The sequence below is a fragment of the Paracraurococcus lichenis genome (genome assembly GCF_030657435.1).
Taxonomy (GTDB): Bacteria; Pseudomonadota; Alphaproteobacteria; order Acetobacterales; family Acetobacteraceae; genus Paracraurococcus; species Paracraurococcus lichenis.
The window spans coordinates 16227-31183 of sequence record NZ_JAUTWS010000032.1; the positions used below are offsets into that span (position 1 = coordinate 16227).

Annotated in this window: 15 protein-coding genes; 4 read left to right on the top strand and 11 right to left on the bottom strand. The window is 74.6% G+C overall.

The features are described 5' to 3' along the window. The first annotated feature begins 34 nt into the window (after positions 1–34). Positions 35–523 carry a nucleoside deaminase gene (locus tag Q7A36_RS25075; RefSeq protein WP_305106500.1) on the top strand — a complete coding sequence of 163 codons (489 nt, stop codon included), beginning with the start codon at positions 35–37 and terminating at the stop codon, positions 521–523. A gap of 14 nt (positions 524–537) precedes the next feature. Then, entirely contained in the window at positions 538–1392 is an 855-nt protein-coding gene (locus tag Q7A36_RS25080; protein WP_305106501.1) for an alpha/beta fold hydrolase, read from the top strand. A 14-nt stretch (positions 1393–1406) separates the two neighbouring features. Here the strand turns inward: Q7A36_RS25080 and uraD are convergent, their stop codons facing one another. From uraD to Q7A36_RS25125, 9 genes are all read right to left on the bottom strand, one after another. Next, on the bottom strand, positions 1407–1892 hold the full coding sequence (gene uraD / locus Q7A36_RS25085; protein WP_305106502.1) for a 2-oxo-4-hydroxy-4-carboxy-5-ureidoimidazoline decarboxylase: 486 nt from the start codon (positions 1890–1892) through the stop codon (positions 1407–1409). Beyond that, a complete protein-coding gene (mtnC, locus tag Q7A36_RS25090) occupies positions 1889–2581 on the bottom strand; it encodes an acireductone synthase (RefSeq protein ID WP_305106503.1) in 693 nt (230 codons plus the stop codon). The genes uraD and mtnC overlap by 4 nt, the downstream gene beginning before the upstream one ends. Before the next feature lies 1 nt (position 2582). After that, on the bottom strand, positions 2583–3119 hold the full coding sequence (locus Q7A36_RS25095) for a 1,2-dihydroxy-3-keto-5-methylthiopentene dioxygenase (RefSeq protein ID WP_305106504.1): 537 nt from the start codon (positions 3117–3119) through the stop codon (positions 2583–2585). A 1-nt stretch (position 3120) separates the two neighbouring features. Beyond that, positions 3121–3765 carry a methylthioribulose 1-phosphate dehydratase gene (locus tag Q7A36_RS25100; protein ID WP_305106505.1) on the bottom strand — a complete coding sequence of 215 codons (645 nt, stop codon included), beginning with the start codon at positions 3763–3765 and terminating at the stop codon, positions 3121–3123. A 144-nt stretch (positions 3766–3909) separates the two neighbouring features. Next, the gene (locus tag Q7A36_RS25105; protein ID WP_305106506.1) at positions 3910–4173 is read right to left on the bottom strand and encodes a twin-arginine translocase TatA/TatE family subunit; all 264 of its coding nucleotides are present in this window, start codon (positions 4171–4173) and stop codon (positions 3910–3912) included. A gap of 230 nt (positions 4174–4403) precedes the next feature. Next, positions 4404–5375, bottom strand: a complete 972-nt coding sequence (locus Q7A36_RS25110) for a Bug family tripartite tricarboxylate transporter substrate binding protein (protein WP_305106507.1) — start codon at positions 5373–5375, stop codon at positions 4404–4406. Positions 5376–5452: 77 nt separating this feature from the next. Then, positions 5453–6148: an OmpA family protein gene (locus tag Q7A36_RS25115; RefSeq protein WP_305106508.1), complete on the bottom strand. Its 696-nt coding sequence runs from the start codon at positions 6146–6148 to the stop codon at positions 5453–5455. Beyond that, on the bottom strand, positions 6148–7371 hold the full coding sequence (locus Q7A36_RS25120; RefSeq protein WP_305106509.1) for a cupin domain-containing protein: 1224 nt from the start codon (positions 7369–7371) through the stop codon (positions 6148–6150). Before Q7A36_RS25120 ends, Q7A36_RS25115 begins: the two co-directional genes overlap by 1 nt. Before the next feature lie 132 nt (positions 7372–7503). Next, positions 7504–7983, bottom strand: a complete 480-nt coding sequence (locus Q7A36_RS25125; RefSeq protein WP_305106510.1) for a fasciclin domain-containing protein — start codon at positions 7981–7983, stop codon at positions 7504–7506. A 189-nt stretch (positions 7984–8172) separates the two neighbouring features. On the opposite strand from Q7A36_RS25125, the gene Q7A36_RS25130 reads away from it, so the two are divergent. Both Q7A36_RS25130 and Q7A36_RS25135 read left to right on the top strand, forming a co-directional pair. Further along, complete coding sequence (locus Q7A36_RS25130; RefSeq protein WP_305106511.1) at positions 8173–12855, top strand: NAD-glutamate dehydrogenase; 4683 nt, start codon at positions 8173–8175, stop codon at positions 12853–12855. A 104-nt stretch (positions 12856–12959) separates the two neighbouring features. Beyond that, entirely contained in the window at positions 12960–14222 is a 1263-nt protein-coding gene (locus Q7A36_RS25135) for an MFS transporter (protein ID WP_305106512.1), read from the top strand. Between the two features lie 7 nt (positions 14223–14229). On the opposite strand, the gene Q7A36_RS25140 is transcribed toward Q7A36_RS25135, so the two are convergent. Together Q7A36_RS25140 and Q7A36_RS25145 are read right to left on the bottom strand one after the other, a co-directional pair. Continuing rightward, positions 14230–14616: an HI0074 family nucleotidyltransferase substrate-binding subunit gene (locus Q7A36_RS25140; protein ID WP_305106513.1), complete on the bottom strand. Its 387-nt coding sequence runs from the start codon at positions 14614–14616 to the stop codon at positions 14230–14232. After that, a complete protein-coding gene (locus tag Q7A36_RS25145) occupies positions 14613–14918 on the bottom strand; it encodes a nucleotidyltransferase domain-containing protein (protein WP_305106514.1) in 306 nt (101 codons plus the stop codon). The genes Q7A36_RS25140 and Q7A36_RS25145 overlap by 4 nt, the downstream gene beginning before the upstream one ends. Between the last annotated feature and the right edge of the window lie 39 nt (positions 14919–14957).

Below are 14957 nucleotides of genomic sequence, written 5' to 3' on the forward strand. Positions count from 1 at the left end.
GTCCAACCCGCGAAAGCCTGCTTAGGCTGCGCACATGGACGACGAGACCTTCCTCCGCCGCGCCATCGCCCTCTCGGCCGAGGCTGCGGCGACGCCGGGCAGCGAGCCCTTCGGCGCCGTCGTGGTGCGGGACGGCGCGGTCGTCGGCGAGGGCTTCAACCGCTCCCGCGCCCGCCACGACCCGACCTCGCATGGCGAGACCGAGGCCATCCGCGACGCCTGCGCGAAGCTCGGCACGCTCGACCTCTCGGGCTGCGTGCTCTTCTCCTCCTGCGAGCCCTGCGCGCTCTGCGTCGCCGCCATGGAGATCGCGGGGATCGCGCGCGTGGTCTATGCCGCCTCCCTCGCCGACAGCGCGCGGGCGCTCTCGGCCGTGCCGAAGGAGAAGCGCCGCGGCGGCGATGTCGCGGCGCTGCGGCGGGAGGCCGGCGCGCCCATCGGCCAGGGCCGGATGAAGGCGCGGCAGGCCCTGGTGGCAGAGGCCGTCGCGGTGCTGGAGCAATGGGCCAGGGCGCCCGGATGAGCGGAGGGCAGGGGATGGACACGCGCAAGGTCGAGACCCGGCCGGGCCTGGTCTTCGACGTCTCAGTCGCCGGCGACCCGGCGGCGCCGCTGGTCCTGCTGCTGCACGGCTTCGCCGTCTCCCGCCACCTCTACGACGCGCAGGTGCCGGCGCTCGGCGCCGCCGGCTTCTTCGCCGCGGCCCCGAACCAGCGGGGCTACTCGGCCGGGGCGCGGCCGGATCCGCGCGACGTCGCGCAATACGACATCGAGCTGCTGATCCGGGATGCGCTGGACTTGGCCGCGGCGCTCGGCCATGCCGGCCGGCGCTTCCACCTGGTCGGGCATGACTGGGGCGGCAGCCTCTCCTGGGAGATCGCGGCGCATTGGCCGGAGCGTCTGGCCTCGCTCACCATGCTCTCCCGCCCGCATCCCGGCGCCTTCGCCCGCGCCCTGGCGGAGGACCCGGAGCAGCCCCGGCGCTCCAGCCACCACAAATGGTTCCTGGAGCCCGATGCGGTGCCGAAGCTGCTGGCCGGGGACTGCGCCTGGCTTCGCACCCGCCACGCGGCGCAGCGCATCCCGCCGGCGCAGACGGAAAAGCACCTCGCGGTGCTGGGGAGCGACGCCGCGATGTCGGCGGCCCTCGCCTGGTATCGCGCCCGCGGCACGGTGCACCGGCCGATCCCGAAGATCCGCGTGCCGACGCTCTTCGTCTGGGGCGATGCCGACGACACGGTCGGCCGCATGGCTGCCGAGGGCACGCGGGACTTCATCGAGGCGCCCTACCGCTTCGTCGAACTGCCGGGCGTCGGCCATTACGCGCCGGACCAGGTGCCGGAGCAGGTCAATGCGCTGCTGCTCGAGCACCTGCGGGCGCATCCGGCCTGACGGCGGCGGGGAGGCTACCCGGCGAAGCGGTCGCGCAGCCGCAGCAGCAGGATGCGCTCGATCTGCCGCACCGCCTCGGCGCGCTCGGCCTCCGGCGCATTGCCGAGCCGCGCCTCGAAACCCGAGAGGATCTCGGCCGCGCTGCGGTCGCGCACCGCCATGATGAAGGGGATGCCGAAGCGCGCGCGATAGGCCTCGTTCAGCGCCAGGAAGCGCGCGCGGGCCGCCGCATCCAGCGCATCGAGGCCGGCCGAGCCCTGCTCCCGGGCGCTGTCCGCCGTGACCTCGCCGCGCTCCATCAGCCGGCCCGCGAGGTCGGGATGGCCGTTGAGGAAATCCGTCAGCGCCTCGCCCGAGAGGCCGTGCAGGACCGTGGCGAAGCCGGCATGCAGCGCCTCGGCCGAGCCGGTGTCCGGCCCGAGCGCCCAGACCGCCTCGGCGAGGTCCGGCCGGTTCTCGAAGACGCTGCCGAAGCGCGCCAGGAATTCCGCGCGCGTCATGCCGCGGACAGCCCGAAGCGGCGGGCGACGCCGGGGAAGTCGGCTTCCTCCGGGTGCCGGCCGGAAGGGACCGTCCCGTCCGCCGCGCGCACCAGTTGGCACGCCTGCAGGCCTACGGCCCTGGCCGCGTCCAGTTCCTCCGCTACGTCGGAGAGGAAGAGGATCTCCTCGGGCGGCAGGCCGAGCGCCGCGGCGATCGCGGCATAGCTCGGCGCCTCCCGCTTCGCGCCGACGCGCGTGTCGAAGAAGCCGGCGAAGAGCGGCGTCAGGTCGCCGGCCTCCGAATGGCCGAAGAGGTCGCGCTGCGCCTCGACGGAACCGGAGGAATAGACGGCGAGCGTGACCCCGCCGGCCCGCCAGGCGCGCAGGCAGGCCGCGACATCGGGCCAGAGATGGCCTTTCAGCCGCCCATCGGCATAGCCCTGGCGCCAGATCAGCCCCTGCAGCGCCTTCAGCGGCGTCACCTTGGCGTCCGCCGCCATCCAGCCGCGCAGCGCCGCGACCGGGTCCTGCCCCGGCGCGGCGGCGCGCACGTCGTCCAGGATGGACGCGACCGCCGGCGCCGCGCCATGCGCCGCCAGGAACCCCTCCAGCGCCGCCTGCGCGAAGGGGAAGAGCCTGTCCTTGACGAAGGCGATGCTGGTGGTCGTCCCCTCGATATCCGTCAGGACGGCGCGCGGCGGAGCCACGTCAGGCCGCGACCGGGAAGCGCGCGGCGATGTCGTCGCCGGTGAAATGCGCCACCCAGCCGGAGCTGTCCGTGAAGACCCGCAGCGCGGTGAAGCGCGGCCGATCGCCGGCATCGAACCAGTGCCTGGTATTCGCCGGCACGCTGATCAGGTCGCCCTGCACGCAATGCGCGTCCCAGACCTTGCCGTCCACATGCATGACGAAGTCGCCGCTGCCGCGCACGAAGAACCGCACCTCGTCCTCGGTGTGGATGTGCTCGCTCAGGAATTTCTGCCGCATGGCGGCGGCCTGCGGGTGATCCGGCGTGAGCGACACCACATCGGCGCTGCCCGCGCCGGTCTCGCCCATCAGCCGGTCGAGATGGGGGCGATAGGCCTCCAGCACCTGCTCGTTCGTCGCATCCGCGGGCACCGCGACGCCCTCCCAGCGCTCGAAGCGCACGCCGATGGCACCCAGCGCCCGGGCGATCTCCGCAGCGTCCTCGGTCCGCAGCACCTCGCGGCCGGTCCCGGCCTCCCACACGGTCAGACGGCTCATCTCAGGCGGCCCTCCTCTTCTCCAGCTCGCAGGCGAGCATGAACTCCAGCGCCTCCAGCCGCGTCAGCGCGGTCGGCATGTCGGCGCCCCAGACATAGATGCCATGGCCGCGGATCAGGTAGCCCGGCGGCACCTCGGCCAGCGCGTCCCAGCGCCGCTCCACCACCGCCTGCAGGCGGCCGATGTCCTGGTCGTTGTCGACCACCGGCAGCGCGATCGTGCCGGCATGGGTCGGCAGGCCCGGGAAGGCCTTCAGCAGCTCGTAGCCCTCCAGCAGGATGGCGTCGCCGCCGCTGCGGGAGAGGTGGGTGACGGGGACGGAATGGCCGTGCAGCACCGCCCCGGCCCCGGGGAAGCGGCGATAGATCCCGCAATGCAGGCCCGTCTCGGCGGAGGAGCGGTCACCCGCGCGGAGCGGCCGACCCTGCAGGTCCACCCGGATCACGCCATCGGCGTCGAGGAAGCCCTTGTGGCCGCCGGAGCGGGTGATGGCGACGCTGCCATCGGGCAGGCGGAGGGAGATGTTCCCGGCGGTCGCGGGCACCCAGCCGAAGCGGTCCATGCGCCGGCCCGCCTGGATGATCGCTGCCGTGGCGGCGGCGAAGGCATCGGCCGCGGGCGGGGCCGCCAAAACGTCATCGAGCATCGTGCGATCCCGGCGAGGGCGGGGCTATCCCCGCATGGGTCGCGGTGATTACACCGGATCGCACGGACAATGGAATGCGGGAATTGCAGAGCCGACCCGCGGCGCCTGCCGCGGGCCGGTCGAAACGCTGGTCCTCGGCGGCCGTCAGGCGGCCGGGCGGCTCGTCGTCGTGGTGCCGGCCTGGCTGTGCGTCGCCGCCGGGCCGCTGAGCGTGCCGGTGGGCGGGGTGGCCGCGGGCGGCGCGCTCTCGGCCAGCGAGGCGTCGGGCTCGTCGTCCTTCATGTTCTTCTTGAACGACTTGATGCCGGTGGCGAGGTCGCCCATGAGGTTGCTGATCTTGCCGCTGCCGAAGAGCAGCAGGACGACCAGCAGCACGATGAGCCAGTGCCAGATGCTGAAGGAACCCATGTGACGCCCCGATAACCCTGTCTCTGTTGTCGCGCCCGCGCCGCCCGGCCGGCATCGCGTGACGACCACCTGCTGCCGCGGTGTCCGGCGGCGGTCGCCCCGCGCCTGGTCCCGGCATGCCGGCGGACACTAGTGCGCCACCCCTGGCAGCGCAAATCGGCAGATGGCCCGGCGGGGCGGCGAAGACAACCGGGGGCGCATCCAAATCCGGGGCCGCCGGCCCGGCGGATTCAGGCCTCCGCCGTGATGCCGAGCCGCGCGATCAGCCCGCTCCAGCGCGCGGTCTCGGCGGCGACGAAGCGCGTCGCCTCCGCCGGCCCGCTCGCCACCACCTCGAAGCCGCCGGCCTCGAGCGCGGCGCGGGCCTGCGGCTCCGCCAGCGCCCGGCCGGCCTCCTCCGCCAGCCGCGCCACGCGGGCGGCCGGCATGGCGGCCGGCGCGATCAGGGCATTCCAGGCATAGCTGGCGGCATCGGGAAAGCCGGCCTCGGCCAGGGTCGGGACCTCGGGCGCCTGCGGGATGCGCCGCTCGGCCGTCACCGCCAGGGCCCGCACCCGGCCCTCCCGGATCTGCGGCAGAATGCCGGCCGAGACGATGACCATGGCCTGGATCCGTCCCGCCACCAGGTCGAGGGTCGCCGGCGGGAAGCCGCGATAGGGGACGTGCAGCATCTCGAGCCCGGCGCGGGCCATCAGGTCCGCCATGGCGAGGTGCCCGCCCGAGCCCGAGCCGACCGAGCCGAAGGCGAGCTTGCCCGGATTCGCCCGGACATGCGCGACGAAGCCGGCGAGGTCCTGCGCCGGCACATCCGGGTGCACCACCAGCATCTGCGCCGCCCGCACCAGCAGGGAGACCATGGCGAGGTCCCGCTGCGGGTCGTAGGGCAGGTCCGGGTAGAGCGCCTTCGCCGTGCTGAGCGGCCCGTTGATGGTCAGCCCGATGGTGTGCCCGTCGGTCGCCTTGGCGACCGCGTCGGTGCCGATATTGCCGCCGGCGCCGGCGCGGTTCTCCACTAGGCAGGGCTGGCCGAGGGTGCGGGAGAGATGCGCGGCGACGGCGCGGCCGGTGGTGTCCGGGGTCGAGCCGGGCGGGAAGGGGACGATCAGGCGCAGCGGCCGCTCCGGCCAGGGCGCCTCCGCGCGGGCGCCGGCGGCCGGCAGCAGGAGGGGGGCAGCCAGCAGGCTGCGGCGGGCGAGGCTCATGGGTCGGGCGTCCTCCGGCGACGGTCCGTTGCGCGGCGCGTCATGGCGGGCGCGTGGCGGCCCGGCAAGCCGCGCCGTCAGGGCCGCGCGGGGGCGGTTTCCGGGACGCCGCCGGGCGGCGCGCTCTCGGGGGCCGGCGCGGGGCGGGAGGCCGGCTCGGCCGGCGGCGACGGCGGCTCCGGCACGAGGGGCGGCAGGACCTGCGGGCGGAGCGGCGCGGCCTCCGCGGGCGGCGGCACGGCCGGGGTGGCGCGGCCCGGCGCCGGCTGGTCGGGCGGCGCTGCCGGCCGCGGCGCCGCCGGGGCCTGCGCCGGCGTCCCGGGCTTCGGCTCCGGCGGCCGCGGCGCGGCCGGCATCCAGGGCAGCAGCACCACCGTCACGCTCCGCGCCTCCGGCACCGCCCCCTTGGCGAAGGCGGCGCGGCGTGCCTCCGCCCGGATCCGGTCGCGGTCCAGGCCGAGCTTCGCCAGCGCCGCCGCGACCTCCCCGGCGCGCTTCGCCGCGAGTTGCAGCCCGGTCTGCGCCCCGCCCTCCTGCGCCCCGGCATGGCCGAGGACGCAAAGATTGCGTTCCGGCTCCTTCTTCGCCCGTTCGGCCGCCGCGGCCAGGTTGGCGCGGGCGGTCTCGCCCGGCGCGGCGGCACCGCGGGGGAAGGGGATGGCGAAGACATCCTCCTCCAATTGCTCGGCACCGACGCAGGTGAAGGAGCGCGGCTGGGCCAGCGCCGCGCCCGGCAGCAGCGCGGCGAGGAGGAGGAGCGCGGGCAGCAGCATCAGGCGGCGGCCAGCAGGCCGGCCTCGCGCAGCCGCGCCAGCAGGGCGGCGGCATCCACTTCCGGATGGGCGGCGCGCAACTCCGGCTCGGCCACGTCGGGGCGGGCGAGGACCCAGCCGGCCGCCTCCACCTCGGCATTCGCCAGCGGCAGGCTGCCCTGGTCGGTCCGCAGCACCCAGCCGGCGCCGCGCCGCACCGGCTTCGTGCCGGGGACGAGGACCTTGAAGGCCGGCCCCTCTTCGGCCATGGCGGACGGCGCCTCGGGCGCGGCCAGCCCGCGGGCGGCGAGCAGGTCGTTGCCGCCGCGCGCGAAGCGGTAGCCGGCGACGAATTGCTCGAGCGCGGCCATGACCTTCGGGTCGCGCGCCAGCTCCGCCATCCGCTGGGCAAGCTGCTGTGCGCGCGTGGTGAGGGCGAATTTCGCCGCCGCCGTGCCGTCCTGCCGCGGCAGGGGCTTGCGGAACTCGGCATCGTAGAGCGCCCGCTCGTGCAGGATGTTCAGCAGGTCCATCCCGAGCGGCGCATGCAGGCCGAAGGCGACATGCACGCTGGCCGGCGCCTCGGCCAGCGCGTCGTGGTACCAGCCGCGCGGCAGGTAGAGGATGTCGCCGGCCTTGAGCAGCACCTTCTCCTGCAGCCGCCCCTTGGCCTGCTCGTGATGCGCCTGTGCCTCGGTGCGGAAGGCGGGATGGGGGATGGGGTAGTCGGCCCGGCCTTCCCAGACATTCCAGGTCTTCTCGCCCTCCACCTGCACCGCCCAGACATCATGGGTGTCGTAATGCGCCGGGAAGGCCTTGTGGCTCTGCCAGGAGATGTAGACATTGGCCTGCGCCTTGCCGAGCCCGGCACCCTCCAGCGCCTGGGAGACGGCGGCGAGGCCGGGGGTGAGGCTGTCGACGTCGTTCAGCACCACGCTGGCGCCGCGCCCCACCCAGTCCCGCACCCGCGCCGCGACGGGCTGCATCACCTGGTCGTTGTCGCGGCTGGTGGCGCGGGCGCAGTAGTCGTCGGGCGCCACCGGCTTGCCGTCCAGCACCAGCTTGAGCGACTGGCTGGACCAGATATGCGTCATGTCCAGCAGCCGGTTGATCTGCCGCCAGGACAGCACATGGGCGAATTTCGCCGCGCCGCCGCGGATGTGCAGCGGCCTGCGGTCGTGGAATTCGGCGAAGAACCGCTCCGGCGTCATCGGCGCGAGCAGCTCGGCGAGGGTCATGCTCATGGGGGCGAAACCTAACCGATCCGCCCCCTGCGGGTCATGCCCCTTGCGCATGCGTCGGCAGGTGCAGGCGGGGCGCCGGGGCGGGGCACCGCCGATGGTCCATGCCGACCGGCGCCGCCCCGGCGCCTTGCCTCACCGCACGCCGAGCGGGTGGTCGATCTTGTGGATCACGCCGTTGTCGGCCCGGATATCGCCCTGGACCACCTTGGCATGGTTGTTGATCGTACCGCTGCCTATGCCGGTCCCCTCGACCTCGATGGTCGCGCCCGACAGGGTCTTGGCGCTCGCCGTCGTATGCTCGGTGCCGAAGATGGCGGTCCGCTGGCCCGACAGCATGTGGCCGAGCACGAAGCTCCGCAGCCGCTGCGGATTCGACTCGATTCCCCGCAGGTCCGACGGCCCGACCATGTCGAAGGCGCCGTTCGTGGGCGCGAGCACCGTCACCTTCTCGGACCCGGTCAACTGGCTGGCGATGCCGGACTTGTCGATCATGCCGACGAAGGTGCTGAGATTGGGGTCGGCCCGCATCGTCTCGAGCACGTTGGCGGCCTGGGCGCCGGCGCTGAAAGCCAGGCCCAGCAGGCCCAGCGCGGCGATTCTGGCAAGTTTCATGACGGCCTTTCCTCCGCTGCCTTGTTGCGCAACATTTTTAGGAAGCCGAAGGTGCCGGCGCCTCTGCATTCACTGTCGGAAATCGATGGATTGCGGGCAGGCCGGGGCTGCGTGGCGGCGGCCCTGCCGAAGGCTTGTGCCCCGGCCGGCGTCGCCCGACCTATGCTCCCGCCAGGGAGAAACGCCGCCATGACCGATCTCGCCCCGGTGGGAGACACCGCGCGCCAGGAACTGCTCCGCACCGCGGAGGAGGCCCTGGCGCGGCTTGCCCCGGACCTGCCGCCGGCGGCGGCCCGGCTGCTGCGCCTGCTGCATGAGGGGGTGCCGACGCCGGAACTGGCGGGCATGCCGGCCGAATCGGTGGCGGCGGCCGCGGCCAGCCTCTACGCCCTGGCGCAGGAGAGGCCGGGGGGCGCGCCGCGCATCCGCATCCTGCCCCCCGGCCCGGGCCCCGGGGAGGCGGGCGGCCCGCATGCGGTCGCCGAGATCGTCACCGACGACATGCCCTTCCTGGTGGACAGCGCCCTCGGCGCGCTGGCGCGGCAGGGGCGGGTGGTGCGGCAGCTCCTCCACCCCGTGGTGCCGGTGCGGCGCGACGCGGCCGGCCGGCTGGTCGCGCTCGACCCGCCGGATGGCGGGACCGCCGAGAGCATGATGCGCATCACCCTCGGCGCCCAGCCGGCCGCCATGCTGCCCGGCCAGGCCCGCACCGCGCCGGATGACTGGCCGGCGCTGGAGGCGGCGCTGGCCCGTGCCATGCGCGATGTCCGCCAGGCCGTGGCCGACTTCCCCGCCATGGCGGAGACGCTGCGGGCGGCCGGGCACGAGGTCGCCGCCGCGCCGGCCGGGACGGAGCCGGGCGCCGCCGCCTTCCTCCGCTGGCTGCTCGAGGACAACTACGTCCTGCTGGGGCACCGCCGCCTCTCCGTCTCGCCGGAGGGCGAGGTCTCCATCGTGGCGGCGGAGAATCTCGGCCTGCTGCGCGACGCGGACCTGCCGGTCTTCGACGTGCTGCGCGACCCGGCGCACCTGCCGCCCGCCGTGCGCGCGGCCCTGGCCGAGCCGACCCCGGTCACCGTCGCCAAGGCGAACATGCGCAGCACGGTGCACCGGCCGCAGCACGCGGACGTGGTGGCGACGCGGATCTACGGCCCGGACGGGCGGGTCGCGGGCGGGCGGCTCTTCCTCGGCCTCTTCGCCGCCGCCGCCTACAACCGCAACCCGCGCAGCATCCCGATGCTGGCGGAGAAGGTGGGGCGGATCCTGGCCTCCGCCGGCCACGACCCGGAGGCGCATGACGGCAGGGCGCTGCGCAACATCCTCGACACCTGGCCGCGCGACGAGCTGTTCCAGGCGCCCGAGGCCGCGATCCTCGCGGGCGCGCGCCGCGCGCTCGACCTGCAGGTGCGGCCGCGCGCGGCGCTGGTGCTGCGCGAGGATCCCTTCGGGCGCTTCGTCTCCGCCATCGCCTGGCTGCCGCGCGACACCTTCGACACGCGGCTGCGGGAGCGGGTCGGTGCCATGCTGGCCCGCGCCTATGACGGCCACCTCTCGGCCTACTACATCGCCATGGGCGACGCGCCGCTGGCGCGGGTGCACTACATCATCGGCACCACGCCGGGGCGCGTGCCGAAGGTGGACGCCGCGGTGCTGGAGGCGGCGGTGGCGCAGGCCGCCCGCAGCTTCCCCGACCGCCTCGCGGAGGCGCTGACGGCCGGCCGCGGCGAGGCCGGCGCGGCGGCGGCGCTCGCCCGCTGGCGGGACGCCTTCCCCGCCGCCTACCGGGAGGGCGCGACCGGCGCGCAGGGCGTCGCCGATCTCGCGCTCGCCGAGCGGGCGCTGGCGGAGGGCCGGCCCGCCGCCAGCCTGGACCGCCCGCCGGGCGCTGCGGGGCTGGTGCTGCGGCTGGCCAATCCCGGCGGCCCGCTGCCGCTCGCCGATGCCCTGCCGCTCTTCGAGAGCCTCGACCTCCGCGCCATCGAGGAGGTGCCGCACCGCCTCTGCCCGACCGAGGGCGGGCAGGTGGTGCTGCATGTCTTCACCCTGAGCCCCGCCGCCGAGGCGCAGCCGACGCGCTTCCGGGCGCTGCTCGACGCGCTCTCCGCCCTGCTCGAGGGCCGGGCGGAGGCGGACGGCTTCAACCGGCTGGTGCTGCGCGCCGGGCTCGACTGGCGGGAGTGCTGGCTGCTGCGGGCGATGTACCGCTGGCTGAAGCAGGTGAACTTCGCCTTCTCCCAGCAGGCCGTGGAGGCGGCGCTGGCGGCGCAGCCGCGGGCGGCGCGGCTGCTGCTCGACCTCTTCCACGCGCGCTTCGACCCGGACGGGACGCGCGACGAGGCGGCGTTGGACGCGGAATGGGTCGCGCTGCTGGACGGCGTCGCCAACCCGGACGAGGACCGCATCCTGTCGCGGCTGCGCCGGCTGCTCGATGCCGTGCTGCGCACCAACTACCACCTGGGGAAGCCCTGGCTGTCGCTGAAGATCGACAGCGCCGCGGCGGGCGAGATGCCGGCGCCGCGGCCCTGGCGCGAAATCTTCGTGCATTCGCCGCGGATGGAGGGCACGCATCTGCGCGCCGGGCCGGTGGCGCGCGGCGGCATCCGCTGGTCCGACCGGCGGGAGGACTACCGCACCGAGATCCTCGGCCTGATGAAGGCGCAGCGGGTCAAGAACGTCGTCATCGTGCCGACCGGCGCCAAGGGCGGGTTCATCCTGAAGCATCCGCCGCCCGCGACCGACCGCGAGGCCTTCATGGCCGAGGGCATCGAATGCTACCGGACGCTGGTCCGCGGCATGCTCGACATCACCGACAACCTGGTGGAGGGCCGCGTGGTGCCGCCCCTGGGCGTGGCGCGGCGCGACGGCGACGATCCCTACCTGGTGGTCGCGGCCGACAAGGGCACCGCCACCTTCTCCGACATCGCCAATGGCCTCTCGGCCGAATACGGCTTCTGGCTGGGCGATGCCTTCGCCTCCGGCGGCAGCGCGGGCTACGACCACAAGGCCATGGGCATCACCGCCCGCGGCGCCTGGGTCATGGTCGCGCGGCATTTTTCCGAGATGGGCCACGACATATTTGCGCAGGAGTTCACCTGCGCCGGCGTCGGCGACATGTCGGGCGACGTCTTCGGCAACGGGCTGCTGATCAGCCGGAAGACGAAGCTGGTCGCCGCCTTCGACCACCGGCACATCTTCCTCGACCCCGATCCGGACCCGGAGGCGAGCTACGCGGAACGCGAGCGGCTCTTCGCCCTGCCGCGCAGTTCCTGGGCGGACTACAACCCGGAGAAAATCTCGGCGGGCGGCGGCGTCTTCCCGCGCACGCTGAAGACCATCCCGCTCTCGCCGCAGGTGCGCGCGCTGCTGGGCATCGAGGCCGAGCGCGCCGAGCCGGCGCAGGTGATGCAGGCCATCCTGACGGCGAAGGTGGACCTGCTCTATTTCGGCGGCATCGGCACCTATGTGAAGGCCGGCACGGAAAGCCAGGCCGAGGCCGGCGACCGCGCCAACGACGCCATCCGCGTCAACGGCGCCGACCTCCGCGCGAAGGTGGTGGGGGAGGGCGCGAACCTCGCGGTGACCCAGGCCGGGCGGGTCGAATACGCGCGCGGCGGCGGGCGGATCAACACCGACGCGCTGGACAACTCCGCCGGCGTCTCCACCAGCGACCACGAGGTCAACATCAAGATCCTGCTCGCCGATGCCGAAGCCGCGGGGCGGCTGACGCGGGTGCAGCGCGACGCGCTGCTGCGGGAGATGACCGACGAGGTCGCGCAGCTCGTCCTGCGGGACAATGCGCAGCAGCACCTCGCCGTCACGTTGGAGGAGCGCGCCGGGGCCGAGGCGCTGCCCGCCCAGGCCCTGTTGATGCAGCGGCTGGAGGCGGCCGGCGTGCTGGACCGCAGCGTCGCCGGCCTGCCGGATGCCGCGACCCTGCGGGCGAGGATCGCGGCCGGCGAGGCGCTGACCCGCCCGGCCATCTGCGCCCTGCTGCCACTCGCCAAGCTCTGGCTGACCGAGGCGGTGGAGGAGAGCGACCTGCCGGACGATGCGGCCTTCGGCCCGGTCCTGGCCGCCTATTTCCCGCGGCCGCTGCAGGAGCGCTTCCCGGAGCTGATCGCCCGCCACCGGCTGCGGCGGGAGTTGGTCGCGACCGCCATCGCCAACGAGGTGGCGAACCGGCTCGGCTGCGCAGGCCTTGCGCGGCTGGCCGCCGAGGCCGGGCCGGTCGCCGCCGCCCGCGCCGCCTGGCTGGCGGGGGAGGGGTTCGGCATCCCCGCGGCGGCCGATGCCGCCGATGCCGCCGCGGCGCCGGCCGGGCCGAAGCTCGAGGTGCTGCTGGCGCTGCGGCGGCTGCAGCAGGAGGCGGCGCAGGCCCTGCTCGGCGGCAGCGGCCCCATCGGCCCCGCCATCGGGACGCTGCGCCCGGGCCTCGCCGCCCTGGCCGCGACCGCGCCCGAGGCAGCGGCGGCCGAGGCCTGGCAGGCGGCCGGGCTGCCGGAGCGGGCGGTGGCGCTGGCCGCCGCGGCCCCGCGCCTCGCCGCCGCGCCGATCATCCTGCGGCTTGCGGCCGAGACGGGCGCCGCGCCCGAGGCCGCGGCCGCTGCCTGGGCGGAGGTCGGCGCCCGCTTCCGGATCGAGGCGCTGCGGCAGGCCGCGGCGGCTGCGCCCGCGCCCGGCGCCTTCGGGCCGCGCGCCAGGGCGGCGCTGCTGGAGGATCTCGGCCAGGCGCAGGGCGGCCTCGCCGTGGCGCAGTTGCGCGGGGCGGTGCCGGATGCGGCCGAGGTGGCGGCGCTCGCGCAGGAGGCGGCGCAGGCCGGCGACCTCGCGGCCATCGGCGTCGCGGCGCGGGCGCTGCGGGGGCTCGCCTGAGCCTCGGCGATGCTGCCCGGCCGGGCCGCGGCGATCCCGCCCGGGCTTGACCCGGCGGGACGCCGCCGCCCTGATCGGTGGATGCCGATCGCCGCGCCCCCTGCATGACCCGCCGCGCCTGGGCCTGGGCCCTCTATGACTGGGCGAACAGCGCCTTCCCGACCATCGTCTCCACCTTCGTCATAGCCGCCTATTTTACCCGCGGCATCGCACCCGATCCGGTCACGGGCCAGGCGCAATGGGGCTGGATGCAGACGGCGGCCGGGATCGGCATCGCGCTGCTCTCGCCGCTGCTCGGCGCCATTGCCGATGCCGGCGGGCGCAGGCGGGGCATGCTCGCGGCCTGCACCGCGCTGCTGGTGGTCTCGACCGCCGGGATCTGGTTCGCGCGGCCCGACCCCGCCTTCGCGCCCTGGGCGCTCGCCTGCGTCGGCCTGGCGACCATCGCCTTCGAGCTGTCGATGGTCTTCTACAACGCGCTGCTGCCGCAGGTCGCGCCGCCCGGGCGGATCGGCCGGGTCTCGGGCCTCGCCTGGGGCCTCGGCTATGCCGGCGGGCTGGCCTGCCTCGTCATCGCGCTGGTCGTGCTGGTGCGGCCTGACCCCTCGCCGCTCGGCCTCGACCGCGCGCAGGCCGAGCATGTGCGCGCGACGGCGCTGCTGGCCGCGGGCTGGATCGCGCTCTTCGGCTGGCCGGTGCTGGTCATGCTGCCCGACGCCGGGACCCCGTCCGGCGGGGCGCGCCCGGCCTGGGGCACCGCGCTCCGCGCTGGCCTCGGCGAGGTCATGGCGGTGCTGCGCGGCCTGCCGCGCAACCCGGCCATGGCGCGCTTCCTGCTGGCGCGGCTGTTCTACACCGACGGGCTCAACACCCTCTTCGCCTTCGGCGCCATCTATGCCGCCGGCGTCTTCGGCATGGGGTTCGAGGAGATCCTGCTCTTCGGCATCGCGCTGAACCTGACCGCGGGACTCGGCGCCGCGGGCTTCGGCCTCATCGAGGATCGCATGGGCTCGCAGCGCACGGTCATGCTGGCGCTGCTCGCGCTGATGGCGCTCGGCACCGGGCTGCTGCTGGCAGAGGGCAAGGCGATGTTCTGGGCACTGGCCCTGGCGCTCGGCCTCTTCATCGGCCCGGCCCAGGCAGCGAGCCGGACGCTGATGGCGCGCCTCGCGCCGCCCGGGGAGGTCGCGGCGCATTTCGGGCTCTTCGCGCTGTCGGGCCGCGTCACCGGCTTCCTCGGCCCGGCGGTGCTGGCCGCGGTCACGGCGGCGACGGAGAGCCAGCGGGCGGGGATGGCGACGGTGGTGGGGTTCCTCGCCCTGGGGGCGGTGATCCTGGCGGGTGTCAGGGAGCCGGCGCGGGGGTGACGCCGGGTCAGTCGCGCGGAATCCTGGCGAGGGCCTCCCGCATCGCTTGGAGATGGGACGGCAGGCGGGAGAGCACGTCCTGCGCGATGCCCTCGTCGTAGGTATGCGAGGTGCGATTGCGGTCGTCGATCATTGCGAGCCAGATCGCCTCGCCGTCGAGCCAGCCTTGCGCATAGGCCGCGCGGAAGGCCGCCCGCGGGCTCGCCACGCGGACGCCTTCGCGTTCCAGCACCGACTGCAGCAGCCGCCAGAAGAGTTCGATGGAGAACTCGAACCGCTGGATCGCCGAATCCACCAATGCGGGTTCGGCCTCCAGATCCTTCGCCAGGACCTCCTCGAACCGGTCCATGGCCCGCAGCAGGATGGCCCGGCGTTCCTCGGGATCGTTGTTCATGCCGGCACGCGCTCGAACAGGATGCGGCGGTCCCGCAGGATCGAATCATGAAGCGATGTGTGGACGGGCAACCTGTCGAACCTGACCGCGTCGATCTCGAGCAGCGTGTCCGCCTCCTCGACGATCTGCATCACCCGGTCCCAGTCCAGCACCGTCGCCTCCGGGCAGAGGATCGCCAGGTCGATGTCGCTCCGCTCCCGCGCCGTCCCGCGCGCGCGGCTGCCGAACAGCCAGATCGCCTGGACGAAGGGCAGCTCCGCCAGGCGATGCAGGAAGCGGTACTCGGTCAGCGGCCTCTCCATGCCGCCAGATTGGCAGGGCGGGCCGCGCCGGGTCCAGCC